This window comes from Streptomyces sp. AF1A (assembly GCF_047340315.1).
In the GTDB taxonomy this organism is placed as follows: Bacteria; Actinomycetota; Actinomycetes; order Streptomycetales; family Streptomycetaceae; genus Streptomyces.
Genome location: NZ_JBLEBI010000118.1, coordinates 1 through 21,552 on the forward strand (window position 1 = coordinate 1; position 21,552 = coordinate 21,552).

Annotated in this window: 22 protein-coding genes and 3 tRNA genes; 11 read left to right on the top strand and 14 right to left on the bottom strand. The window is 68.5% G+C overall.

The genetic code is table 11. The features are described from left to right. Positions 1-230 precede the first annotated feature (230 nt). Together ACLU3S_RS25585 and ACLU3S_RS25590 are read right to left on the bottom strand one after the other, a co-directional pair. Positions 231-304 (bottom strand) — tRNA-Met (locus ACLU3S_RS25585). Between the two features lie 89 nt (positions 305-393). Beyond that, entirely contained in the window at positions 394-1,527 is a 1,134-nt protein-coding gene (locus ACLU3S_RS25590; protein WP_413954322.1) for a dihydrofolate reductase family protein, read from the bottom strand. 56 nt (positions 1,528-1,583) lie between these two features. Between ACLU3S_RS25590 and ACLU3S_RS25595 the strand changes: the two genes are divergently transcribed. Next, positions 1,584-2,123 carry a MarR family winged helix-turn-helix transcriptional regulator gene (locus ACLU3S_RS25595; protein ID WP_413954303.1) on the top strand — a complete coding sequence of 180 codons (540 nt, stop codon included), beginning with the start codon at positions 1,584-1,586 and terminating at the stop codon, positions 2,121-2,123. Between the two features lie 108 nt (positions 2,124-2,231). Beyond that, a complete protein-coding gene (locus tag ACLU3S_RS25600) occupies positions 2,232-2,867 on the top strand; it encodes a GTP cyclohydrolase II (RefSeq protein WP_413954304.1) in 636 nt (211 codons plus the stop codon). A gap of 82 nt (positions 2,868-2,949) precedes the next feature. On the opposite strand, the gene ACLU3S_RS25605 is transcribed toward ACLU3S_RS25600, so the two are convergent. The 3 genes from ACLU3S_RS25605 to ACLU3S_RS25615 all read right to left on the bottom strand — a co-directional run bounded on the left by ACLU3S_RS25605 (position 2,950) and on the right by ACLU3S_RS25615 (position 4,677). Continuing rightward, positions 2,950-3,717, bottom strand: a complete 768-nt coding sequence (locus ACLU3S_RS25605) for a DUF5994 family protein (protein WP_413954305.1) — start codon at positions 3,715-3,717, stop codon at positions 2,950-2,952. A gap of 115 nt (positions 3,718-3,832) precedes the next feature. Then, positions 3,833-3,909 (bottom strand) — tRNA-Lys (locus tag ACLU3S_RS25610). Positions 3,910-4,206: 297 nt separating this feature from the next. Next, positions 4,207-4,677, bottom strand: coding sequence for a hypothetical protein (locus tag ACLU3S_RS25615; RefSeq protein WP_413954306.1), 471 nt, complete (start codon positions 4,675-4,677; stop codon positions 4,207-4,209). A gap of 299 nt (positions 4,678-4,976) precedes the next feature. On the opposite strand from ACLU3S_RS25615, the gene ACLU3S_RS25620 reads away from it, so the two are divergent. After that, positions 4,977-5,771, top strand: a complete 795-nt coding sequence (locus ACLU3S_RS25620) for an IS5 family transposase (protein ID WP_413954307.1) — start codon at positions 4,977-4,979, stop codon at positions 5,769-5,771. On the opposite strand, the gene ACLU3S_RS25625 is transcribed toward ACLU3S_RS25620, so the two are convergent. Beyond that, positions 5,719-6,234, bottom strand: a complete 516-nt coding sequence (locus ACLU3S_RS25625; RefSeq protein ID WP_413954323.1) for a hypothetical protein — start codon at positions 6,232-6,234, stop codon at positions 5,719-5,721. The two genes, ACLU3S_RS25620 and ACLU3S_RS25625, sit on opposite strands and share 53 nt — an antisense overlap. Before the next feature lie 66 nt (positions 6,235-6,300). Beyond that, positions 6,301-6,741 (bottom strand): hypothetical protein, encoded by a 441-nt coding sequence (locus tag ACLU3S_RS25630; RefSeq protein ID WP_413954308.1) that lies wholly within the window; start codon positions 6,739-6,741, stop codon positions 6,301-6,303. 113 nt (positions 6,742-6,854) lie between these two features. Between ACLU3S_RS25630 and ACLU3S_RS25635 the strand changes: the two genes are divergently transcribed. After that, positions 6,855-7,418 (top strand): HD domain-containing protein, encoded by a 564-nt coding sequence (locus ACLU3S_RS25635; RefSeq protein ID WP_413954309.1) that lies wholly within the window; start codon positions 6,855-6,857, stop codon positions 7,416-7,418. Here ACLU3S_RS25635 and ACLU3S_RS25640 read toward each other — a convergent pair. Together ACLU3S_RS25640 and ACLU3S_RS25645 are read right to left on the bottom strand one after the other, a co-directional pair. Next, a complete protein-coding gene (locus tag ACLU3S_RS25640; protein WP_389036258.1) occupies positions 7,406-7,873 on the bottom strand; it encodes an NUDIX hydrolase in 468 nt (155 codons plus the stop codon). The two genes, ACLU3S_RS25635 and ACLU3S_RS25640, sit on opposite strands and share 13 nt — an antisense overlap. Continuing rightward, on the bottom strand, positions 7,860-8,633 hold the full coding sequence (locus tag ACLU3S_RS25645) for an XRE family transcriptional regulator (protein WP_413954310.1): 774 nt from the start codon (positions 8,631-8,633) through the stop codon (positions 7,860-7,862). The genes ACLU3S_RS25640 and ACLU3S_RS25645 overlap by 14 nt, the downstream gene beginning before the upstream one ends. A 97-nt stretch (positions 8,634-8,730) precedes the next feature. Here ACLU3S_RS25645 and ACLU3S_RS25650 point away from each other — a divergent pair, with 97 nt between their 5' ends. The 6 genes from ACLU3S_RS25650 (at position 8,731) to ACLU3S_RS25675 (ending at position 13,504) form a co-directional block, all read left to right on the top strand. Further along, positions 8,731-9,423, top strand: coding sequence for an HAD family hydrolase (locus ACLU3S_RS25650; RefSeq protein WP_413954311.1), 693 nt, complete (start codon positions 8,731-8,733; stop codon positions 9,421-9,423). Between the two features lie 105 nt (positions 9,424-9,528). Beyond that, entirely contained in the window at positions 9,529-10,431 is a 903-nt protein-coding gene (locus tag ACLU3S_RS25655; RefSeq protein WP_413954312.1) for a radical SAM protein, read from the top strand. 61 nt (positions 10,432-10,492) lie between these two features. Further along, on the top strand, positions 10,493-11,065 hold the full coding sequence (locus ACLU3S_RS25660) for a hypothetical protein (protein WP_413954313.1): 573 nt from the start codon (positions 10,493-10,495) through the stop codon (positions 11,063-11,065). Further along, positions 10,983-11,645: an SAM-dependent methyltransferase gene (locus ACLU3S_RS25665; RefSeq protein ID WP_413954314.1), complete on the top strand. Its 663-nt coding sequence runs from the start codon at positions 10,983-10,985 to the stop codon at positions 11,643-11,645. Before ACLU3S_RS25660 ends, ACLU3S_RS25665 begins: the two co-directional genes overlap by 83 nt. 11 nt (positions 11,646-11,656) lie before the next feature. Beyond that, a complete protein-coding gene (locus ACLU3S_RS25670) occupies positions 11,657-12,244 on the top strand; it encodes a class IV adenylate cyclase (protein ID WP_413954315.1) in 588 nt (195 codons plus the stop codon). A 900-nt stretch (positions 12,245-13,144) separates the two neighbouring features. Continuing rightward, entirely contained in the window at positions 13,145-13,504 is a 360-nt protein-coding gene (locus tag ACLU3S_RS25675; RefSeq protein ID WP_413954316.1) for a hypothetical protein, read from the top strand. Between the two features lie 97 nt (positions 13,505-13,601). Here the strand turns inward: ACLU3S_RS25675 and ACLU3S_RS25680 are convergent, their stop codons facing one another. Together ACLU3S_RS25680 and ACLU3S_RS25685 are read right to left on the bottom strand one after the other, a co-directional pair. Continuing rightward, complete coding sequence (locus ACLU3S_RS25680; RefSeq protein ID WP_413954317.1) at positions 13,602-14,891, bottom strand: IS256 family transposase; 1,290 nt, start codon at positions 14,889-14,891, stop codon at positions 13,602-13,604. A 117-nt stretch (positions 14,892-15,008) separates the two neighbouring features. Continuing rightward, positions 15,009-16,538 carry a hypothetical protein gene (locus ACLU3S_RS25685; RefSeq protein ID WP_413954318.1) on the bottom strand — a complete coding sequence of 510 codons (1,530 nt, stop codon included), beginning with the start codon at positions 16,536-16,538 and terminating at the stop codon, positions 15,009-15,011. Between the two features lie 85 nt (positions 16,539-16,623). On the opposite strand from ACLU3S_RS25685, the gene ACLU3S_RS25690 reads away from it, so the two are divergent. Then, entirely contained in the window at positions 16,624-17,139 is a 516-nt protein-coding gene (locus tag ACLU3S_RS25690) for a hypothetical protein (RefSeq protein WP_413954319.1), read from the top strand. A 195-nt stretch (positions 17,140-17,334) separates the two neighbouring features. On the opposite strand, the gene ACLU3S_RS25695 is transcribed toward ACLU3S_RS25690, so the two are convergent. The 3 genes from ACLU3S_RS25695 to ACLU3S_RS25705 all read right to left on the bottom strand — a co-directional run bounded on the left by ACLU3S_RS25695 (position 17,335) and on the right by ACLU3S_RS25705 (position 21,239). Beyond that, a tRNA-Lys gene (locus tag ACLU3S_RS25695) sits at positions 17,335-17,407 on the bottom strand. 99 nt (positions 17,408-17,506) lie between these two features. After that, on the bottom strand, positions 17,507-19,012 hold the full coding sequence (locus ACLU3S_RS25700) for an amino acid permease (protein ID WP_413954320.1): 1,506 nt from the start codon (positions 19,010-19,012) through the stop codon (positions 17,507-17,509). Positions 19,013-19,172: 160 nt separating this feature from the next. Then, complete coding sequence (locus tag ACLU3S_RS25705; RefSeq protein WP_413954321.1) at positions 19,173-21,239, bottom strand: DEAD/DEAH box helicase; 2,067 nt, start codon at positions 21,237-21,239, stop codon at positions 19,173-19,175. Positions 21,240-21,552: the final 313 nt, after the last annotated feature.

The window sequence follows — 21,552 nt, forward strand, 5'->3', positions numbered from 1 at the left end:
GAGCCGGCCGCCGGCCCTGGCGCGGATGTTCTCCTCCTCCAGTTCCCCAGGGCGCACCGCTTGTCTCCCACATGTGTCCGACGTGGCTCCAGCGTGGCCAAAGCGGCGGCGGCGGGCGACCGGGGTGGCCCGAGCGGATGACCTGCTGTGACGCACGCCACGTGGGGCGGTGGACGCGGAAAACACTCAGGGCCGGAACCCATGTCTGGATTCCGGCCCTGAGCCTTCAGTAGCGGGGACAGGATTTGAACCTGCGACCTCTGGGTTATGAGCCCAGCGAGCTACCGAGCTGCTCCACCCCGCGTCGTTGTGTCTCCAGTGTACGCCATGCGCAGGACACGAAGCACACCGGTTTTTCCGCGGGTCGCCCGGCGGACGGGAGGAACCCCGCGCTCAGCCCAGCAGGTGCGCGTTCGGGGCCTTGGCGAGCGCCTCGTACTCGGGCAGTACGACGACCTGCGCGCCCCGTCCGGTCAGCACGCCCGTGCCGTCGGCCGCGGCGACGAAGGTGTCGGGCTCCCGCCAGGCGGTCACCACCCGGCGCACCCCCGACCGCAGGATCAGTTCGGCGCAGGGCGCGGGGCGCGAGGCGCGGCGGGCGCAGGGCTCCAGGCTGCTGTAGACGGTGGCGCCGGGCAGCCGCGGGTCGGCAGGGCCGAGCTTCGCGAGCGCCGCCTCCTCGGCGTGCACCACGGGGTCGTCGCCCTCGCGGGAGTGCCCGCGGGCCAGTTCGGTGCCGTCCGCGGCGACCACGACCGCGCCGACGCTGAACGCCGTCTCGGAGGGCGGGCACAGGGCGGCGAGTTCGCAGGCGGTGCGCAGCCAGCGGCGGTCGGCGGCGCTGGGCAGCGGGCCGGTGCCGGGGGCCGTGGGTTCGTAGCGCATGAGCACGACGTCCTCGATGCGGCGGGTCTCGACCAGGCGCAGGCGGCCGTCCTGGTACGGCCCGGGGCCGAACAGGCGCGGGGCCGCCGGGTCGCCGACGAGGAGCGGGGCGAGGACCATCTGGAGCTCGTCGGCCAGACCCTGCCGCATGAGCTGGGTGTGCACGGTGCCGCCGCCCTCGACCATCAGGCGCCGCACCCCCCGCGCGTCGTGCAGGTGGGTCAGCAGGGCGCGCCAGTCGAGGTCCGGGCCGAGCGGGACGACGTCGGCGGTGCCGCCCAGGGCGGCGGCGGCCCGTTCGGCACCCGTGTCGGTCGTGTAGACGAGCTTGTCGCCGCCGGTGTGCCAGAAGTTGGCGCCGGGGTCGAGGTCGCCCGTGGCGGTGACGGTCACCTTCAGCGGGTACGCCGGCCTGCCCTCGGCCACCCGGGCCGCGCGCCGCTCGGCGGAGTTGACCAGCAGGCGCGGGTTGTCCGCGCGGATCGTGCCGGCGCCGATCAGGATGGCGTCGGCCGAGGCCCGCACCTCGTCCACGCGGTCGAAGTCGGCCGGGCTCGACAGCAGCAGCCGGTCGGGGCCGGTGTCGTCGAGGCAGCCGTCGAGGGAGACGGCGGCGGACAGCAGCACGTACGGGTACGACATCGGCGCGCTCTCCCAGACATCTTGGTTCAAGTTTGAAACAAACTTACACTGGCGGCATGACGACCCGCTGGCTCACCCCCGAGGAGCAGCGCGCCTGGCGCGCCTACATCGCCGCCTCCCAGCTGCTGGAGGACGCGATCGACCGGCAGCTCCAGCAGGAGGCCGGCATGCCACACCTGTTCTACTCCGTGTTGGCCAACCTCTCCGAGGCACCGGACCGGCGGCTGCGCATGACCGACCTCGCCGAGACGCTGAAGATCACCCGCAGCAGGCTGACGTACGCGGTGAACCGGCTGGAGCGGGACGGGCTGGTGCGCCGGGAGGACTGCGACTGGGACAAGCGCAGTTCGATCGCGGTGCTGACCGACGAGGGGATGGCCGTGCTGGAGCGCACGGCGCCCGGTCACGTCGAGACGGTGCGCACCGCGCTCTTCGACCGGCTCACCCCGGAGCAGGTGGGGCAGCTGGAGGAGATCTGCTCGGGGATCGCGCGCGGACTCCAGGGGGAGGACGAGCAGGCGCGGGCCGCGGCGGAGGAGGTGCCGTGGCGGCGGAGGTCATCGCCGTGCTCCGGGACGCCCACCCCGCCGGCGTAAGGCGCGCCACAATTCCATTGTTTCAACTTTTAAGCATGAGGTAGGGTCCCAGTCCGAGCGTCTGCTTCAAATCTGAAGCAGATGGAGGAACGGAATCCGGAGGCCCGCATGCCCGAGCTCACCGCCGCCACCCCGCGCGCCCGCGTCCGGGTACCGCTGCGCTTCCACGACGGCTACGGCGTCGACGCCGACCTCGTCACCTTCCACGGCCTGGCCGACGGCCAGGAGCACGTCGCCGTCGTCCTCGGCGACCCCGGCCCGGTCCCGCTGGTGCGCCTGCACTCCGAGTGCCTGACGGGCGACGTCTTCGGCTCGGCCCGCTGCGACTGCGGCCCCCAGCTGCGCGAGGCGGTCGAGCGCATCGCCGTCACCGGGGGCGTCCTGCTCTACCTCCGCCAGGAGGGCCGCGGCATCGGCCTCTACAACAAGCTCGACGCCTACGCCCTGCAGGACCAGGGCCTCGACACCTACGAGGCGAACGCCGCCCTCGGCCTGCCCGAGGACGCCCGCGACTACACGGCCGCCGCGCAGATGCTCGCCGCCCTCGGTATCGGGGAGCTGGACCTGCTGTCCAACAACCCCGACAAGGCCGAGCAGCTGCGCGCCCTCGGCATCGTCGTCCGGGACCGCATCCCGACCGGCGTCTTCACCACGCCCCACAACGTCCGCTACCTGCGCGCGAAGGTCCTGCAGACGCAGCACACCCTGCCGCTGGCGGAACTGACGGAGCTGAACGCGGGCTGAGAAGGCCGCGAAGCCCGAACACGCCCTCGGCTCAGGTGCCTTGAGCCGAGGGCGTTCTCGGAGACCCTGTCTTCCCGTTCCGTCAGGGGCGGTTCGGCGCCCTGAGGCCCTCCTGGCCGAAACCGCCCTCGACGCGTGCCAGGATGCGCTGAGCCGACTGCGTGTTCCAGGGATCGGCGGCAGCCGTCAGCAGCCGGCCCGCCGTTCCCTCCGGCTCGTCGGGCGGGATCACCAGCAGCTCCCAGCGCCCCACCGTGCCGCACTCCAGGGTGATGGCATGCGCTTCGTCGGCGGCGTCGCTCAGGACGACCTCGATCACATGGTCGGGCGCCGACACCGTTCCCGGGGCGCCAGGCCACGCTGCAGTCCCCACCGTGACGCGGGTGACCGTACCGTGGCCGGGGTCCAACGAGCCCACGAGGGCGGGCAACTCCAACTCCAGGAGGTCACAACGCGGCCACCACGCTCCGTCCAGTGGACCGTGACTGCACTCCGGCGTGAGGCTCAGCCGCGCCAGCGGCATCCGGTACGTGTGCGCGTCATCCGGTGGCGTACCTTCGGGGGGCGGTGTGGGGGAGTCCATCGTGCGATCCCGTCCCGGGCAGTGAAGGCGCTGCCCTCGTTCGTCACTCGCCGGGAACGGCGCCGCCGGATCGTGCGCCCGACATGCTCTCGGTGCCTCCCAGGCTACGCCCGGCCGGGGCCCGAGGCCGCGGACGCCGGTACCGGCGCGTTCCCCGGGAACAGGACCGGCACGCGGGGCGCGCCCGGACCGGCCGGCCCCACCGTCTCCCCGTGATTCCGTCCGCCGCCCCCGGGCCCAGGCACGTTCCGCGGGCCACGGGCACATCCGCTCACTCGCTCACGCACGAGGCCGAAAACGACTCAGCGCCCGAGCCGGCCGAAGCCCACCCGGACGCTGCGCAGCAGGTCGAAGGAGACATCCCTCCGCCTGCCGGCCGTAGGCCCTGTGGGACTCGAACCCACAACCAATGGATTAAAAGTCCTGGCCATGGCATGACGCGTAGTTCCGGACTCTGCTTCGTGGTCCGGAACCACCTGGTCAGGGCATGTGCGCTGTGATGCGCGGTGCGGCTCGTGACGGCTCGTGCCGCACCGTCCGCTCACGCATCGCTCACGCAAAAAGAACCTGCTGAGCAGCGCGTTCAGTACCAATGAGCGCAGTACTACTGCTTCAAAATGCTCATGATCTCGGCCGCTTTGGCGATTGCGACCCGCGGGCCGTATGCGGCCGCAGCAGCCACCACAGCTACAGCGGCCGCCAAGACGGTCTCGACTCCTGAGGGAAGCCCCGTCAGAACGGCCAGGCAAACCGCTGCTACTGGAGCGGAGACCACGGCAACCAGCCGAAGCCTTCTCGGTTGGCCACCGGAACCGTGCCTCGAAGCCTCTGCTCTGGCAGAAGCCTGCCAGCGTTTCCGGCAGCGTAGCTGTTGCCGATCTTGGCGAGCAGCGCGGCCAGACTGCGGAGCCCACCAATGCCCTTGGTGTCAACCTGCGCCTCGGCAAGCTGCAGTTTTGCCACTACGAGGGCGGCGTGACGCTTTGTGCTGCGCTGCCGGGGAGATCCACGCCTGACGCTGTTCGAGATCCGGTGAACCCGCAGAAGCGACCGCCGAACGATGGAGCACGTGTCATCCAGATGCCGAAGCGCCTGATGCCTGGCGCTCGTATCCGCGCTGGCCACAGCCTCGCACGCCTCGATGGCAGCCATGATCGAGAGCAGGAATCTGTAACCCACGATGGCCTTGCCACGCTGGGCGGCCCACATCAGGAGGGGCAACGTCACACCAGCGAGCATCAGCGCCGGTGGCCTCAGAAGCCGTATCTCAACCGATCTTGGAACGTGCAGGTCGAACGGAGTTCCTGGTCGGGTGATCTTCCGCTCGTACGCGCATGAAGGCAGGGCCTCCTGGTAGCTCGGGGGTGCGACCCCATTCCGAGCGGTTCCCGGAGGCCCTGTTGTCGTTGTTGTACGCGCCCAAGCTCGCCCGCTTCAACTCGGCTGCTCCATCGTGTGATTGCCTCGCGCACGTGTACGGCAACGCGGCCGATCATCCCGATCGGGTACGCCGGTATCCGTCGGACATGACGGACGCGGAATGGGCGGCCATCCGGCCGCTTCTGCCGGTGCCTGCCTGGCTTCAGGGGCGGGGCGGACGGCCTGAGGGCTACTGCCATCGCCAACTGCTGGACGCGATCCGTTACCTGGTCGCGGGCGGGATCTCTTGGCGGGCGCTGCCCGCGGACTTCCCCGGCTGGGGCCGGGTCTACGCCTTCTTCCGCCGCTGGCGCGAGCATGGGCTGATCACCGAGTTCCACGACCGGCTGCGCGGGAAGGTCCGTGAGCGCGAAGGCCGCCAGGCCGAGCCCACTGCGGGGATCATCGACGCGCAGTCGGTGCGGGCCGCGGCTTCGGTGCCGGCCGCCTCACGCGGCTACGACGGCGGGAAGAAGGTCCCGGGCCGCAAACGGCACATCGTGACCGACACCCTGGGCCTGCTCCTGGTCGTCTGCGTCACCGCCGCGAACATCGGTGACCGGGACGCCGCGGCGGATCTGCTGAGCCGGCTGCGCCGTCTGCACCGCGACATCACCCTCGTCTGGGCCGACGGCGGCTACACCGGCTCCCTCGTCGGCTGGTGCCGGGACAAACTCGCCCTGACCTTGGAGATCGTCAAACGCACCGACGACATGACAGGGTTCGTGGTGCTGCCCAGACGCTGGGTGGCAGAGCGCACCTTCGCGTGGCTGATGAACTCACGCCGTCTGGCCCGGGACTACGAGACCCTGCCCGCCACCAGCGAAGCGATGATCCGATGGTCGATGGTCACGCGGATGAGCCGGCGCCTGGCACGGCCCCGGACCGCCGGCCGGCGCTGAAGGCCCCCGACGCCTCCAGGAAGAGCCACCCGCGCTCCGCCAGGCGCCGGGCTTTCGACCGCAGCCCCTCGACCTTCGCCGGCGTCGCCCCAAGGCCCAGCTCCACCGCGATCTCCTTGGCCCGAAGCGGCCCGTGACCCGTGGATCGTCGCTGTTCCAGCACGCCCACAATCCGCTGATAGTCCGGCGCCAGAACCGTCACCGGCAGCCCTTCCCTCCAGGCCGGCACCGTCGAGCCCGGCACCGGCGCGAGCGACAGTACCGCTTCCTCCTCCGCCTCGGCCTCGGTCACGGCAGTGGACTCGGCCGCAGAGACTGCCAGGGCCTCGACCAGTTCCTCCCGCGCGATCACCCGCCGGTCCAGCTCGATCTCCGCGGCTTCCAACACCTCAGCCAACCGCACGACTTCCTCCCGCAAGCCCTCCACCCGCACACGGGCAGCCGCCTCCCGCTCCTCCAGCATTCCCAGCACCGACGCCACCGCGCACCCCTCGACCAAGAAGCGGACACAAGACGCCGCATGCCTCCCTCACACCGAGTGAAACCATGCCTGACCAGCAGGAATCAAGGGATCACGTTCGGATGAGATACGGCTTCTCAGGTCCGGTTGCACCCGCTGAGTGTCGATGGTTTTGATCACGGCGATCAACAGGTCGAAGGCCCCCATGCTGACCGCGAAGGTGAGCAGTTGATAGCGGAGTTTTACGGATCCGGCGGTCTTCCGGCCAGCCTCACGGAGATCATGGATCGGCAGGTCTGCCAAACCAAGCCGTTGGAGCGCCTGAGCCGTCGGCGCTATGTCCCGATCGGCAACCCTCGCGTTCCAGGCCGACCACCACTCTTGTATCCGGCGGATCCGACGCGCGACCCAGGCAAGCGATCGGTACGTCACCATCACTATGGCAACGAGTAACACAGCTCCGATGACCGACCGCTGGATCGCGGCTATGCGCTCCAAGTCGATGTGCATAGGAGGATCCTGGCGTGGAGCGCTGACACTCGCTGCCGACTCGACCTAGTTTGGTGCTGCTTGGTGGGGGCGCCGTGGTGTGTTCGAGAGACCTTGGGGGCATCAAGCCAGACATGGCCGATCTGATCACGAAGTGGGCGACGGAGGTAGCCGAATCCGAGCTCGCCGCTGAGCTTCCCCGGAGGTGGGCCCATACGCAAGGAGTGGCCGAGCGCGCCACCGAAGTCCGGGGGCTTCTCGGGGAGCACAGCGCTCTTCTCGTCGCTGCCGCCACCCTGCACGACATCGGGTACGCACCTCGGCTGGCCGTGACCGGGTTCCACCCGCTGGACGGGGCCAGGTTCCTCCGTGACGAGCATGGGGCCGACGAGCGGCTGGTGCGGCTGGTCGCGAACCACTCTTTTGCCCTGCTGGAGGCTGAGGAGCGCGGGCTGCGGGACGAGTTGGCGTCGGAGTTTCCATTGCTGGAGGAGCCGTTGCTGGTGGACGCTCTCGTGTACTGCGACATGACGACGACTCCCGACGGTGCCCCAACCAGTGCGCGGGAGCGGATCGCGGAGATCACCAGTCGGTATGGCGCGGACAGTGTGGTCGGCCGGTTCATCCGCCGTGCGGCCCCTGAGATCCTCTCTTCTGTGCAAAGGGTCGAGGCAGCGCTGGCGGCTCAGCCGAGGTAGGGATAGGTGCCGGCCAGGTAGTCCCCGATCTGCTGGCGCATGCTCGGGTGGATGTCGTACTGGTCGAGGTCGGCCGGCTGGACGAAGCGCACCCCGTCAGCCTCGTCGTTGATCGTGGGAGCTCCGCCGATGGGGCGGCCGATGTACGTGTTCTCGTACTGCTGGCGGATCTCTCCGTCGCTGTAGGCGACGATGTGGTTCGGGTTGGTGTAGACGCCGAGGAAGCCGGTGATCTCGGCGATGATCCCGGTCTCTTCCAGGCACTCGCGTACCGCACACTCTGCCGCGGTCTCGCCGATGTCCTGCGCGCCTCCGGGAAGCGCCCACTGGCCGGTGTCACGGCGGCGCTGGAGAAGGATGGCTCCGGTCTCATCGACGACGAGCAGGTTGCTGGCCGGGATAAGCGTGTTTGCCTTCGGGGCGGCCGGGTCGTTGTAGTACTCAGTCCTGCCCATGGGCGGTGGTCCTCTCCTGGTCGGGTGTCCACGGCCGCGCGGCGGCCCAGACGGCATCGAAGCTCTGAGCGTAACTTTCGAACCACCCAGTGCCTTCAGTCCTCTTGAGGTGGAGCAGGGGGTTGGCGCTGGCCGGCTGCCCCCAGATGTGGGGGTTGACCAGGAGGTTGTCGTCATAGCGGAACATGGACGTGTAGAGCGTGGTGTCGTGGAGGCGTACGGCACACCCTGCCTCGCCCAGCAGGGATCGGTAGTACGTCAGTGATGCTCGGATCTTGGCAGCAAGAGTGTCACCGATTCCCTCTTCGCGGTCTCGAATCGCGACTGCCTGACCGTCCGGGTCACCGAAGCACAGGCGCACCCGGACCCCCTCCGCCGCGCGCTCGGAGAGCATCTTGGCTACGTGCGGATTGGACTGCGCGAAGAACGTGCCGGAGAAAACGAGGACACTGATCTCGTGCTGGGCCTCGCGCAGCAGCGAGAGCCAGACGTCCCGCGGCACGCTGGCCCGGTTCTGATAAGTGCCGACCAGTTCGGTGCCTAACCCGTCACGCGCTCGGCCGGACCGTCGAGGCGGCGTCGGCCAGAGGAAGGTCTCTTCCACGCGCAGGTGGCGGGCGACGCGGAAGCGATGCCGTGCGTGTGGAACGCGCCCTCCCAGCCACCGGCTCACCGTCTTGGGGTCCACCTCGCAGACTTCCGCGAGCGATTCGGGCGAGACGCCGCGCTGCGCGAGCACAGAGTGCAGTCGGTCGTTCACAGGAGCCATGGAAGCGGCCCGGTGCGTGATCGCGCAAGGACGTTTTGGGACGCCGTCACGGCAGCAGAGCATCGAACCGACTGCCTACCCTGGCGCCATGGAGCTCATCGTCCTGTGGGACATCGACCACACCCTCATCGAGAACGCGGGGGTCAGCAAGGAGATCTACGCTGCCGCCTTCTCGTCACTCGCGGGACGCGAACCGTCGGCGCCGGCGCGTACCGAGGGGCGCACGGATCGACTCATCATGCGCGACATGTTCCTTCGCGACGGGCTACCTGTACCCAAGTGGTCCGTCATCGAGGCCGCGCTTGCGCGATCAGGGCATGACCGCCTTGATGATCTGCGCCTACGCGGGACGGCTTTGCCAGGGGTTCACGAGGTGCTGAAGGCCGCTGCCGCGCGAAGCGGTTGGGTCTCCTCTGTGCTGACAGGCAACATCGCCGCCAACGCTCACGTGAAGCTTTCCGCTTTCGGCCTCGACTCGCTGTTGGATTTGCCTGCTGGCGCCTACGGAGCGGACGCCGAGCTCCGTCCCGAACTTGTCGCGGTCGCGCGTGAACGCATACAGCAGCTCCGTGGCGTTCCGGCCGATGTGCCCGTCGTCCTGGTGGGAGACACCCCCCGCGACGTGGAAGCCGCCCTGGCCACTGGTTCCGCAATCCTTGCGGTCGCCTCAGGTGTCCACAGTGCCGAGGAGCTGGCCGCTGCCGGCGCCCACGAGATCCTGCCGGACCTGTCGGACACCAGGCGGGTTCTCGGCGTCCTGGAGTCCTTCGCGGGCACGTAAAACGTCTCAGGACGTCCTCGGACCGTCCCTGAACGCGGTGACGAGGTCCCCTGGCAGACCGCCACCATCGGGGTTCCCACCAGGCAGTCAGCCGAAGGAGCCCATGTGATCGGGGAAGTCACCGGGATCAGGAAGATCCGGATGCTGTACCTGCAGCTTCTGTACCGCTGCAACTTCACGTGCCTGCACTGCTTCCACGGCAAGCGACTGCAGTACGCCGACGCCTTCACCGCCGAGGAAGCCGTCAGACTCCTCACCCTGATGCGAGACGAATACGGCACGGAGGCCGTCACCCTCCTTGGCGGGGAACCGTTCGTCCACCGGGAGCTCCCGCAGGTCGTCCGGCACGCCAAGGAGGAACTGGGCCAGCGCGTCGAGATCTGCACCAACGGATACCGGATCGAGCGCCGCCTGACCGAGATCGCTCCACACCTGGACCTGCTCCGGGTCTCTTTGGAGGGCGTTGGCTCGACCAACGACGGCATCCGCAAGCGCGGCAGCTACCAGAGCGCCCTCAGCTCACTCAGCCTCGCACGGGACCTCGGTGTCCCGACGGGCGCGACCATGACCGTGACCTCTCACAACATCGGCGAGGTCCTCCCTCTCGCCAGCATCCTCGGGCAGCTCGGAGTCCGGCAACTGAAGCTCCACCACCTGCGGCCGGTAGGCAATGCAACCGACCACCCCGAGCTGCTGGTCACGGACACGGCCGCCTACGGCCGGCTCCGCGAAGAGCTCGAGCAGACCAGGCTGCCGCTTGAGGTGATCGTCGACGAGGACCTCTCCGAGCACGGTGCTCCGGAGGTCTGCGCTCCGCCCGGCGGTCCTCGCGAGATCGACCGGATCGAGGCCGACCCGCGCGGTGCGCTCACCATGTCCTGCAAGGCGGTGGGCAAGGACTCCCACGCGTTCTGGTACGAGAAGGCCGCGAACCGCATCGTTCACAGGCCCTCCGCCACCGACGAGCTCACGCTCTCCGTACCGGACGTGGTGTACGCCCGTGCCTGACCAGCCGAGATTCGAGAGCCTGGAAGGCTTACGGGGCACTGGGAAGTCGACGATCGCTCCGATGCTCGCCGTTGCCCGTCAAGCCGTCCTTGTGCCCACCGTGCCAGCCTTCTACCAGCCCCTCAGGCGCGAGGTGGACAGGCGGACGAACGTCGAGGCTCGGATGTGCCTCTACCTTTCCGCACTGTTCACAGCAGCCGAAGAGATCCAGCGGCTCCTCAGAAGCGGCGTTCCGGTTGTCGTGGAGAGCTATTTCGCCCGGTGCCTAACCAGCCACCGAGCCTTGGGCGCCCGGCTCGGCGTCACTCTGCCGGCCTGGCTGCCGACTCCCGTCACGTACTACCTCGTCTGCGCTGACGACGAACGCCGGCGCCGCCTCGCAGCCCGGGACAAGCCGATATCGCGATGGGACGCTCTGGCGGAGACCGTCACGGACCAAGTGGCGGATGCCTACGCCTCGTTCCCGATGCGACGCATCGACACCACGGGGCTCACCCCCGAAGAAGTCCTCCGCGTGATCACCGCCACCGATACGCAAGGAGCGCCCTCCCATGCAGACACAGAGCTTGTGGGAGCACACCCTCACCTTCTTCCCGCAGTTCCTCGCGACCCTGCGGGAACGTGTTGCTCCTGACGCCACCGTCGCGGTCGTCGGTGCGAGCGACGGCAAGTTCGTCCTGCCCCTGGCCGCCGCCGGGTACCGCGTAGTGGCCATCGAACGCGACGCGCTCGCCGTGCATGGAGGTGAGGTCCGCCTCCCGGGTGACAGCCAGGTGCACGCCATGGGGTTGATCGACCGGCTCAAGCTGGAGGAACTCCAGGCCCGTGTGCAGGTGATCGAAGGGAACTTCCTTGCGGGGAAACCTTTGGACGTGCCGTGCGAGGCGGTCTGGACGAGCTGCTCGTGGCACTACAGTGCCAACCACCACCGCCCTCTCGCCGAGTTCGTCGATCGCATGCAGCGCCTGGTCCGCCCGGGCGGTGTGTTCGGTGCGGAGTTCATGATGCCCGTGGAAAAGCGCCATCACTTGGTGGAGCACTACACCTCTCCGGAGCGCCTGCACCGTCACTTCCTCGGGGACTGGGACGTGCTGCTCACCTTGCGCACGAACGAGTTCACCGAGCGGCCTCACATCGGCCAGCCGCACGACCACATCCATCGCATGGGCCTGCTCCTGGCGGCCCGTTCGTCCACCCTCACCGACCGTCTCTGAGAGAAGGATCCATGAAGCACGAGTATGAGGCGAAGTTCCTGGCCGTCGACGTCGCCGGCCTGCAGGCCAAGCTGTCTGCCCTCGGTGCCGTCCAGGCGCTTCCCCGCACTCTCCTCACCCGCAAGATCTTCGAGAACGACTCCCTCGACGGCGGGGCGTGGCTCCGTCTGCGGGACGAGGGCACCCGCTCAACGCTCACGCTCAAGCAGGTCACCGACGCCACGACGATCGACGGCACCAAGGAGATCGAGACCGAGGTCGCCGACCTGCACGCCATGGCCGACATCCTCCGCCGGGTCGGCCTCACCGAGGTCCGCTACCAGGAGAACTACCGCGAGGAGTGGCGCCTGGGAGAGGTCGCCTTCGACTTCGACACCTGGCCCGACCTCCCCACGTTCCTGGAGATCGAGGGGCCCGACGAGGCGTCCGTTCGCCAGGCCGCCGATCTTCTGGGGCTCGACTACTCCCAGGCCCGGTTCGGCAGCGTCGACGAGATCTACAAGAGCGAGGCCGGCCGCGACATCCTCGCCGAGCCCACCCTGCTGTTCTCCGACGGCGAGAAGCAGGAGAGTGCTTCCGCGGTGACCCAGGGATCCTGATCGAGGAAGCCGACGAACCATGCTGACGGAAATCGCCTTACAGCACAGGGTGATACCCGGGATCGCGGAATTCGCCCGGGGCGGGCTACCCGCCCCAGCAGCCACGGACGACGGCAACGAATGGGTCGACGGTTTCTGCTGGCTCTACTGCGGCCGACGCTGGACACGCGTGCTGTGGATCGGCCCCGCGAGCGTCGCCGGCGCTCAGGCTCCCATGTACGCGTGCGGGCCCTGCATCCGCGAACTCCAAGCGCGCGTCTGGGAGTCGCTGCTCAGCAGGGACGAACCGGCTTCCTCTGATCCCTCTCCCGCAGCCACGGTCGCGGGACCGCCCTCGGCCCGACGTACCGGCAGGCACCGCGGCCAGAGCAGGTTCCTGCGACGCAGTTGAGCCCCCGCCCTGGTCTCGGAAGAGCCTGCCGTTCCCCCGCGGCACGAGCCCCGTGGCCAGGGCGGGATTCCAGTGGTACCCCAGCGTGTAAGCGGCGGCCAGCTCCGCCGGGGAGGCTCCTGGGAGCCGACTCGAACTTACGATCCGCGACGCATGGTGCCAAGGAGGCGACGTTCGCCACCAGCGCCGCCATGCCCTACCCCGGAACATTCGTGTTTGTTCCCGCCCCGATTCTCGGACCGACGAGCCAACATAGGCCCATGGCCCTGCTCAGCCCCGCTCAGCGGCTCGCTGCACACGTTCGGTCTGTCCTCGGCGACGGCCCGTTCCACCCGCCAGGTGGGTGGACCCACATGGGCGCTGTCATCTGCGACGCCAGCTTCCACGCGCGTTGTAAATATGAACTGACACTTCGGCCGAGGCTTCTTCGTCTCCAATCGGCGTGGCCTGACGCTTCCACGGTCCGCGGCTTCCTAGAACGACTCGCGACGGAGGATCTTGCCGTAGCGATGAACTTCAAGAGTCCCAGGAAGGTCGCGACGGCCCACGACCTCACTGACCTGCTGGCTTCCAGTGGTGTCGATACTCGTGCCGACCTTTGTGCATGGCTTGACCACCAGGACAATCGGGCCGCTCTGCGCAAGGTGAAGGGAGTGGGGCCGAAGAGCGTCGACTACATCGGCAACCTTGTCGGCCGATCGCAGGTCGCCGTAGACGTACATCTGCGGGCTTTCGCTGCGGACGCCGGTGTCATGGAACTTCGTTACAACGAGCTCCGCGCCGCATACGAGGAAGCAGCAGCCGTTCTCGGGCACGAACCAGGGGGACTGGAGCACGTGGTATGGCGATTCAAGTCTCAGGGCGTGTGACCCGGGTTGCCAGGCAGGCCCGTTCCTCGGGCTGCCTGGCAAGCTCGACGCCTCGGCCTGGGTCTGTCAAACGAGCGGTGTAACCAGGTGGTTGGGGTTACTGGCGGGCTGCGGAGAGCCGGCCGTCGAAGGTGATGTCGAAGGCGTTCAGAGCGGTCTTCCAGCGCATGGTCCAGCGGGCCTGGCCCTTGCCGGTGGGGTCCAGGCTCATGATGGCCATGTAGACGCACTTCAAGGCGGCGGTCTCGTTCGGGAAGTGCCCACGGGCCTTGACCGCCCGCCGGATCCTGGCGTTCACGGACTCGATCGCGTTCGTGGTGCAGACGATGCGGCGGATCTCGGTGTCGAAGCGGAGGAACGGGGTGAACTCCTCCCACGCGTTCTCCCAGAGCCGGACGATCGCCGGGTACTTCTTGCCCCAGGCATCGGCGAACTCGGCGAACCGCTCGAGCGCGGCCTCTTCGGTCGGCGCGGTGTAGACGGGCTTGAACACACGAGCGATCTTGTCCCAGTCCTGGCGGGCGGCATAGCGGAAGGAGTTCCGCAGCAGGTGGACCACACAGGTCTGAACCGTGGTGCGGGGCCAGACGGTCTCCACCGCGTCGGGTAGACCCTTGAGGCCGTCGCAGACGAGCACGAGGACGTCGTTCACGCCGCGGTTCTTGATCTCGGTGAGGATGTGCATCCAGTGCTTGGCGCCCTCGCCGCCGTCGCCGGCCCACAGGCCCAGGATGTCCCGCCGGCCTTCCGCGGTGACGGCCAGGGCCACGTAGATCGGCCGGTTGGCCACGGCACCGTCGCGGATTTTCACGTGGATGGCGTCGATGAAGATGACCGGGTAGACGGCGTCGAGGGGCCGGTTCTGCCACTCGGCCATGCCGTCCATGACCTTGTCGGTGATGGTGGAGATGGTCTGCTTGGAGACGTCGGCCCCGTAGACCTCCGCGAGGTGGGCCTGGACCTCGCCGGTCGTCAGGCCCTTCGCGGACAGGGAGATCACCATCTCGTCAACGCCGGACAGGCGCTTCTGCCGCTTGCGCACGATCTTCGGCTCGAAGGTGCCGTCCCGGTCGCGGGGCACGGATATCTCGACCGGTCCAACCTCGGTGAGCACGGTCTTGCCGCGGGTGCCGTTGCGGGAGTTGCCGCCGTTCTTGCCCGCCGGGTCGTGCTTGTCATAGCCGAGGTGGTCGGTGATCTCACCCTCGAGAGCGGACTCCAGCAGCCGCTTGGTCAGCTGCTGCAACAGCCCGCCCTCGCCCGTGAGCTGGAGTCCCTCGGCCTGGGCGCGGCCCACCAGCTCGTCGATCAGCTGGTCGTCCACGGACTTCGACGGCGGCACAGCCGCCTCGGTGGTCTCGGGCTCGGTCACGTTCTCACTGGTCATCGGTGCATCTTCCTTGATCAGGAGTTACACCGAACGTTTTACAGTCCCTTCTACCTGCGGCAAGACGACTCCGGACGCGTCCGCCGTGGAAGCCTGACTGCCCGACTCGCTTACCCGCTAACGGCCCGAAGCACTGAGGGCATATAGCAGGCGGGCTGTCAGCTCATTGGCCAGGTTAGGCCCGCGCTTGGCCACGGCCGAGGCAGTGACGACCTCTTCGGGTTCAACCCGGATGGGCGTATCCGTGCCGCGCAGCCCCTTGGATCGGTGGGGATCGACCTCATGCAAGCGCTCGACCGTCACCAGCATGGTGTTTTCGATACCGACCGCTGGTGCATAAGAGTCAGCGGCTGGCCCCCCGATGGTCAGCAACAGTTGCGCGAGGGCCGCAATACGGTCCCGGGTGTCCTCCTCATCCACCACGTACGTAATTCCGGGCTTAGGCAGCGACATCCAGGCGCTGCGCTGGCCTGATCGTGTGATCGCGAGCCCCGCCCAACTTCCGCGAGGGTCAGCAACTGCCGCAAGGGCAACCTCAGCGGTACTCAGGGTCTCGACGCGTCCGGCGACGGTGAACAGTCCTTCGGTGCGGCCGAGCTGCACCAACTCGTCAGCCAGCTGTCGCATGCGTACAGCTGGCACTCGAGTGGGCGGCGGTACAGGTACCAGGTGAACTTCCAGCAAGGCCGGGGCAGTGCCGAAGCCCTGTGCAGGAATGAGGTCTCTACGCCATTTGATGGCGGCGGGGCCTCCCAGCGTTCGCCAGGTGATTTGGTCGCTGGGGGTCCCTCCTGCGGTAGGAAGTGGATCGGAGAGAGGCGCCGTCGGCTGGAGCTGAGCGATCACTTCGGCCAGGAACAGCGCCGCGTGTAGAGCAGCAGCTTCCTGCAGACCGGCATCATCCGTGCTCTGCTTGGTTCCGTCCGCTCGATCGCTGACCCCTCTAACCATCAGGTGGGGCACTGCCTGGGCCTTATGCGCTGCGCTGGCGAAGCCAGCGCCTTCCATCTCCACGGCGACGGCGCCGTTGTAGTACCGATCCAAGAACACTCGCAGAGGAGACTCCTGGGGGGCGTTGAGTACGACGTCGCCCGCCACGATGGGCTTGAAGTGCACCGTGGTCGAAGTTTGTGCTGCCTCAGGAAGCTTCTGCCTCCAGCTCCCAACGCTAGCCACATAGTGGGCCACCTGTTGCAGTTCGTAAGAGGCTTCCCAACTGCGCGGACGGACCATGAACCCTTCCGGGTCTTGCTTCCCCCCGTGATACGCATGCACCTCGGTGGCGACCACGACATCCCCCGGCGAGACGTCCGCCTTGAGCGCTCCGGCGATCCCTGTAAAGAACACGGCTCGCGGCCGGACAAAGCTGACAGCTCGCTCAGTAATCGCCGCAGCGGAATCATTCCCGGGTCCGGTGGCCGCCAAGTAGACGATGTAGGACGTGCCCGTGAGGCGCCCGCACTCGAAGATGGTCCCAGCGTGGTCGACGCGTCTCGGATTTTCGATCAAGCGCCGCACTGCCTGATACTCCAACGGCAGCGCGGTCAGCACCACAACCTTGCTCGATGCTTCGCCCATGTCCGCCCCCTTGCCCAGCATCGCCGTGCCGTGCAGCCTCGCTACGGAGTTCCGCTCGCTCGCGTTCATACCGTAGATCAACCGAACGTGTGTGAACGGGTGAACATCGGCGCGTCGTCGAACTAGGGGGGTCGCCATGGCTGGTAGTGGTGAAGTGAGCGAGAGCACGATACTTCTCGCCGAGTACGCTCAGATCAAGGACGAACAGCGGGCGCGCATCGGATTCCGGGACAACTTGCTGTACGTCACGCTCGGAGCAGTGACAGCAGTGACCGGCATCGCTCTGCAGACCAAGCAGCCACAACTCATGCTGGTGCTGCCACTCGTGTGCGTCGTACTCGGATGGACCTACCTCGTCAACGACGAGAAGATCTCTGCCATCGGGCGATACATCCGCACCGAGCTCACCTCCCGGCTTACGGCTGACTCCCATGAGGGGGGCGCTCTCTTCGGCTGGGAGACCTTTCATCGCAGTGACTCGAAGCGGATGTCGCGCAAGGTCACACAGACAGTTGTTGATCTTACAACCTTCCTGGGTGCCCCTTTGGGCGCGCTCATCGTCTTCTGGGGCTACAGCTCAGGCAACCCCATGCTGATCGGCGCATCGATCTTGGAAAGTGCCGCGCTCGGTGGCTTGGGTGTGCAGTTCCTGCGCTATGCCGAGAGGTGATTTCCGGGATCCTGAGGGCTAAGGGACGGCTCGTGGCTGCTGGGTCGGCTCGACGCAGCCCTCGGCCAGTCCAGCCGAACAGTCGCTCACGCATCGCTCACGCAGAAGCAACAGAACCTCAGAGCGCCCCGACCGTCAAAGTCGGCCGGGGCGCTCCTTCGCAGGTCAGAGGGTGTATCCCCTCTCCCGCGTCCGTAGGCCCTGTGGGACTCGAACCCACAACCAATGGATTAAAAGTCCACTGCTCTGCCAATTGAGCTAAGGGCCCTGGCGATGTTGCCTGTCCGAGCATAGCCGGACGAGGCCGTGTCTCCGATCGGGTATCGGGGACCCGGCCGCGTCGCAGGGGCGGAGGTGGGCGGTAAGGTCACTTTTCGACCCGCTCCGGGGCACGGACGCGGGCCGCGCCGAGGAACCAGTGGCGGGCCGAGGCGAGCCACCAGGTGGCCGCGAAGCCGAGGACGACCACGACCGCGACGGGGGCGTAGTTGAAGGTCTCCCAGGTGACCGGGGAGACCTGCGGCAGCATGAAGAGGACCGTGATCACGGCCACCCACACCACCGAGACCACGCCGATCGTCCCCGACCAGCGGCCCAGGTGCCACGGCCCGCGCTCGAAGGCGGGGCCTTTGCGGACCCGCAGGAAGGTCGGGATGACGTACGCGATGTAGAGGCCGATGACCGCGATGGAGGTCACCGCCGCGTACGCCGTCGAGTTGATCAGGTAGGGCAGGCCGAGGGCCAGGGCGGCCAGCGTGGCCAGCCAGACCGCCGCCACGGGGGTGCGGGTGCGCGGGCTGACCGTGTGCCAGACGCGCGAGAAGGGCAGCGCGCCGTCGCGCGAGAAGGCGTAGATCATGCGGCTGTTGGCGGTGACGGAGGCCATGCCGCAGAAGAGCTGGGCGCCGATCACCACCAGCAGCAGGAGCTTGCCGGTGGTGGCGCCGAGGGCGTCCAGGAGGATCTGCGCCGGCGGGGCGCCGGTGGGGGATGCCAGCTCCTTGTCGTAGGACTGGATCGCGAAGGTGAAGCCCAGCAGGAGCACGAAGCCCGCGAGCCACGACGTCCAGATGGAGCGGACGATGCCCTTCGGGCCGGCGGTCGCCGCGTCGTGGGTCTCCTCGGTCATGTGCGCGGAGGCGTCGTAGCCGGTGAACGTGTACTGGGCCATGAGCAGGCCGAGCAGGACGACGTACGCGCCGCTGCCCCAGCCCGTCTCGTTCACGAAGCGCGTGAACACGAAGGACGCCGACCGGTGGTGGTCCGGCACGAGGGCCAGCGCGGCGACGATCACCGCGACCCCGAGCACGTGCCACCACACGCTCACGCTGTTCAGGAACGCGACGATGCGCACGCCGAAGGTGTTGAGCAGGCCGTGCAGGAGGAGGATCGCGGCGAACAGCAGGACCGTGCGGCCGGGCGTCACCTCGAAGCCGAACTGGAGGTTCAGGTACGCGCCCAGGAAGGAGGCCGCGCCGAAGTCGATGCCCGCGGTCACCGCGACCTGGCCCAGCACGTTGAACCAGCCCGTGAACCAGGCCCAGGCCGCAGCCGTGCGCGGCGGTGCCAGCCGGTGCGCCCAGAAGTACAGGCCGGCCGACGTCGGGTAGGCGGAGCAGATCTCGGCCATGGACAGGCCGACGAACAGCGTCATCAGGCCGACCGCGACCCAGCCCCAGGTGATCACCGAGGGGCCGCCCGTGTTCATGCCGTAGGCGTAGAGGGTCAGGCAGCCCGACAGGACCGAGATGATCGTGAAGGACACCGCGTAGTTGGCGAACGCCGACATGCGGCGGGCGAGGACCTGCGTGTAACCGAGCTGGGCCAGCCGTTCCTCGTCCGACGGCCCGGCCGCTCCCGCGTCATCTGTCATGCCCCCAGCAATTCCCTCGCCGGGGGCGTGACATGCGTCACTCGCGGCCCGAAAGGGACGGATGGTGACGCCGGTACGGCGAAGGGCCCGCACGACCTGAGTCGTACGGGCCCTCGAAGCTCACCGGGCGCGGACCGCGGCCGCGCCGCCCGGTGCCGGATCAGCCGTTGCGCTTCCAGCGCGGCTTGTCGTCGCGGCGGCCGAAGGAGCCGGTGCCGCGGTGGTCGTCACGGCGGCCGTAGGGGCGCTCGTGGCCGCCGGAGCGGAAACCGGGACGGTCGTCACGGCGGTCGCGGTTGAACGGGCGGTCGCTGCCCCGGTGTCCACCGCGCTCGTCCCGGCGGAAGCCGCCGCGGTCGTCCCGGCGGTCGAAGGAACGGCCACCTCGGTCGCGGTCGGACGGGCGGCGGTCGTCACGGCGCTCGAAGCCACGGCCGCCCCGCTCGCCCCGGTCGTCACGGCGCTGGAAGCCGCGGTCGCGGTCCCGGTCCCGGTCCCGGTCGAAGGAACGACGGTCGTCACGGCGCTCGAAGTCACGGTCGCGGTCGCGGTCGCGGTCGTAGGGACGGCGGTCGTCTCGGCGGTCGAAGCCGCGGCCGCCCCGGTCACCGCGGTCGTCGCGGCGCTCGAAGGAACGGCCACCGCGCTCGCCCCGGTCGTCACGGCGCTCGAAGCCGCGCCGCTCCCGGCGCTCGTACGGCGCCGCCGCCGGGCGCTCCTCGCGCGCGGTCTCCCGCGCCGGCTCCTCGGCCACGACGGCCGCCAGCTCCTGCGCGGCGCTCGCCTGCGCCTCGGCCACCGCGGCCTCCGGGTCCTCGCCGCGCTCGCGGGCGACCCGGGCGACCAGCCGCTCGGCCTCCTCGCGCAGCTCGGCCGCGCGGCGCTGGGCGCGCTCCAGCTGCTTGGTGAGCTGGGCGACCTCACGCTCGGCCTGCTGGGCGGCGTTGGCGGCGGACTCCGCCTGGACCTCGGTCATGGAACGGGCGCCGGTGATCTCGGCGACCTCCGGGTCGAAGGCGGCGCCGCCCTGGATGATGTGGCGGGCCGCGTCGACGCCGGCGTCCTCCATCAGGCGGAAGATCTGGCGCCGCTGGTGCGGCAGGGAGAGCGAGACGACCGTGCCGGTGCGGCCCGCGCGGGCGGTACGGCCGGCGCGGTGCAGGTAGTCCTTGTGGTCGCCGGCCGGGTCCACGTTCAGGACCAGGTCGATGCCGTCGACGTGGATGCCGCGCGCGGCGACGTCGGTGGCGACGAGGACGTTGACGTAGCCGTCCTTGAAGTCGGCCAGGGTGCGGGTGCGGGCGCCCTGGGTCATGCCGCCGTGCAGCGCGTCGGCCTTCACGCCGGCCTCGCGCAGCTGCTCGGCGACGCGGTCGGCGCCCAGCTGGGTGCGGACGAAGATGATCGTGCGCCCCTTGCGGGAGGCGATCGCCGCGGTGACCGGCGCCTTGTCCTTGGGCTTCACGATCAGGATGTGGTGGGACATCGTCGTGACCGCGCCCTGGGCGGCGTCGACCTCGTGCGAGACCGGGTCGTTGAGGTACCGGTCGACGAGGGTCTTGATCTCGTTCTCCATGGTCGCGGAGAACAGCATGCGCTGGCCGCCCGCCGGGACCTGGTCGAGGAGTTCGGTGACCTCGGGCAGGAAGCCCAGGTCGGACATCTGGTCGGCCTCGTCGAGGACGGCGATCCGCACGTCCTCCAGGGAGCAGGCGCCGCGGTTGATGATGTCGCGCAGCCGGCCCGGGGTGGCGACCAGGACGTCGACGCCCTTCTCCAGGGCGTAGATCTGGTTGCCCATCGACGTACCGCCGCAGACGACCTTCATCTTCAGGCCGAGGACGTCGCCGTACGGCTGGAGCGCGTCGGCGACCTGCATGGCGAGCTCACGGGTGGGCGTGAGGATGACGGCCCGCGGCTTGTGCTTCTCGGTGCGGCCGCCGGCCAGCGTGGCCAGGGTGGGCAGGCCGAAGGAGAGGGTCTTGCCGGAGCCGGTGCGGCCACGGCCGAGGATGTCCTTGCCGGTCAGGGCGTCCGGGATGGTCGCGGCCTGGATCGGGAAGGGGGTCGTCACGCCGTTCTGGGCGAGCTTGCGCACGATGCTCTCGGGCAGGCCGAGGTCGGCGAAGGTGATCTGGGGGGTGGTGTCTTCGGCCTCGGCCGTCAGGTCCTCGAACTCGTTCTCGAACTCGGACACGACGACCTGGTCATTACTGGACACGGACATGCGAATGCGAAACCTTCCGGAGTCTCGTCGGCACGCGCCCGTCAACTCCGTGATTCGCACACGACCGCCTCAATGCGGTCCGCCACGGCAAGGGAGAGTACGCGCCACACGGCGCGCTCTGCGGTGGCGCCGGGCAAATGGGATCAAACGATCTACCACCATACGCACCCATCACCCCTGAAGGCAAACCGAGCCGCACCGCCCCGGCCCGGCGCGGCGGTTTTGTGCGCCAGGTCACATGGGGGCGGGCCACGGGCTCGGCACCGGTTCCCGGTACACGAGCTGCGGCCCCGGGTCCTCGTGCGCCGACGAG

What these genes read in the sequence shown, in the direction of transcription:
- ACLU3S_RS25635 (WP_413954309.1), top strand. Translation starts at nt 6,855, where the DNA reads ATGGCCGATCTGATCACGAAGTGGGCGACGGAGGTAGCCGAATCCGAG.
- ACLU3S_RS25600 (WP_413954304.1), top strand. Translation starts at nt 2,232, where the DNA reads ATGCCCGAGCTCACCGCCGCCACCCCGCGCGCCCGCGTCCGGGTACCG.
- ACLU3S_RS25620 (WP_413954307.1), top strand. Translation starts at nt 4,977, where the DNA reads ATGACGGACGCGGAATGGGCGGCCATCCGGCCGCTTCTGCCGGTGCCT.
- ACLU3S_RS25590 (WP_413954322.1), bottom strand. Translation starts at nt 1,527, where the DNA reads ATGTCGTACCCGTACGTGCTGCTGTCCGCCGCCGTCTCCCTCGACGGC.
- ACLU3S_RS25625 (WP_413954323.1), bottom strand. Translation starts at nt 6,234, where the DNA reads ATGCTGGAGGAGCGGGAGGCGGCTGCCCGTGTGCGGGTGGAGGGCTTG.
- ACLU3S_RS25660 (WP_413954313.1), top strand. Translation starts at nt 10,493, where the DNA reads ATGCTCGCCGTTGCCCGTCAAGCCGTCCTTGTGCCCACCGTGCCAGCC.
- ACLU3S_RS25675 (WP_413954316.1), top strand. Translation starts at nt 13,145, where the DNA reads ATGAACTTCAAGAGTCCCAGGAAGGTCGCGACGGCCCACGACCTCACT.
- ACLU3S_RS25605 (WP_413954305.1), bottom strand. Translation starts at nt 3,717, where the DNA reads ATGTGCCCGTGGCCCGCGGAACGTGCCTGGGCCCGGGGGCGGCGGACG.
- ACLU3S_RS25630 (WP_413954308.1), bottom strand. Translation starts at nt 6,741, where the DNA reads ATGCACATCGACTTGGAGCGCATAGCCGCGATCCAGCGGTCGGTCATC.
- ACLU3S_RS25665 (WP_413954314.1), top strand. Translation starts at nt 10,983, where the DNA reads ATGCAGACACAGAGCTTGTGGGAGCACACCCTCACCTTCTTCCCGCAG.
- ACLU3S_RS25650 (WP_413954311.1), top strand. Translation starts at nt 8,731, where the DNA reads ATGGAGCTCATCGTCCTGTGGGACATCGACCACACCCTCATCGAGAAC.
- ACLU3S_RS25700 (WP_413954320.1), bottom strand. Translation starts at nt 19,012, where the DNA reads ATGACAGATGACGCGGGAGCGGCCGGGCCGTCGGACGAGGAACGGCTG.
- ACLU3S_RS25670 (WP_413954315.1), top strand. Translation starts at nt 11,657, where the DNA reads ATGAAGCACGAGTATGAGGCGAAGTTCCTGGCCGTCGACGTCGCCGGC.
- ACLU3S_RS25640 (WP_389036258.1), bottom strand. Translation starts at nt 7,873, where the DNA reads ATGGGCAGGACTGAGTACTACAACGACCCGGCCGCCCCGAAGGCAAAC.
- ACLU3S_RS25680 (WP_413954317.1), bottom strand. Translation starts at nt 14,891, where the DNA reads ATGACCAGTGAGAACGTGACCGAGCCCGAGACCACCGAGGCGGCTGTG.
- ACLU3S_RS25595 (WP_413954303.1), top strand. Translation starts at nt 1,584, where the DNA reads ATGACGACCCGCTGGCTCACCCCCGAGGAGCAGCGCGCCTGGCGCGCC.
- ACLU3S_RS25705 (WP_413954321.1), bottom strand. Translation starts at nt 21,239, where the DNA reads ATGTCCGTGTCCAGTAATGACCAGGTCGTCGTGTCCGAGTTCGAGAAC.
- ACLU3S_RS25685 (WP_413954318.1), bottom strand. Translation starts at nt 16,538, where the DNA reads ATGAACGCGAGCGAGCGGAACTCCGTAGCGAGGCTGCACGGCACGGCG.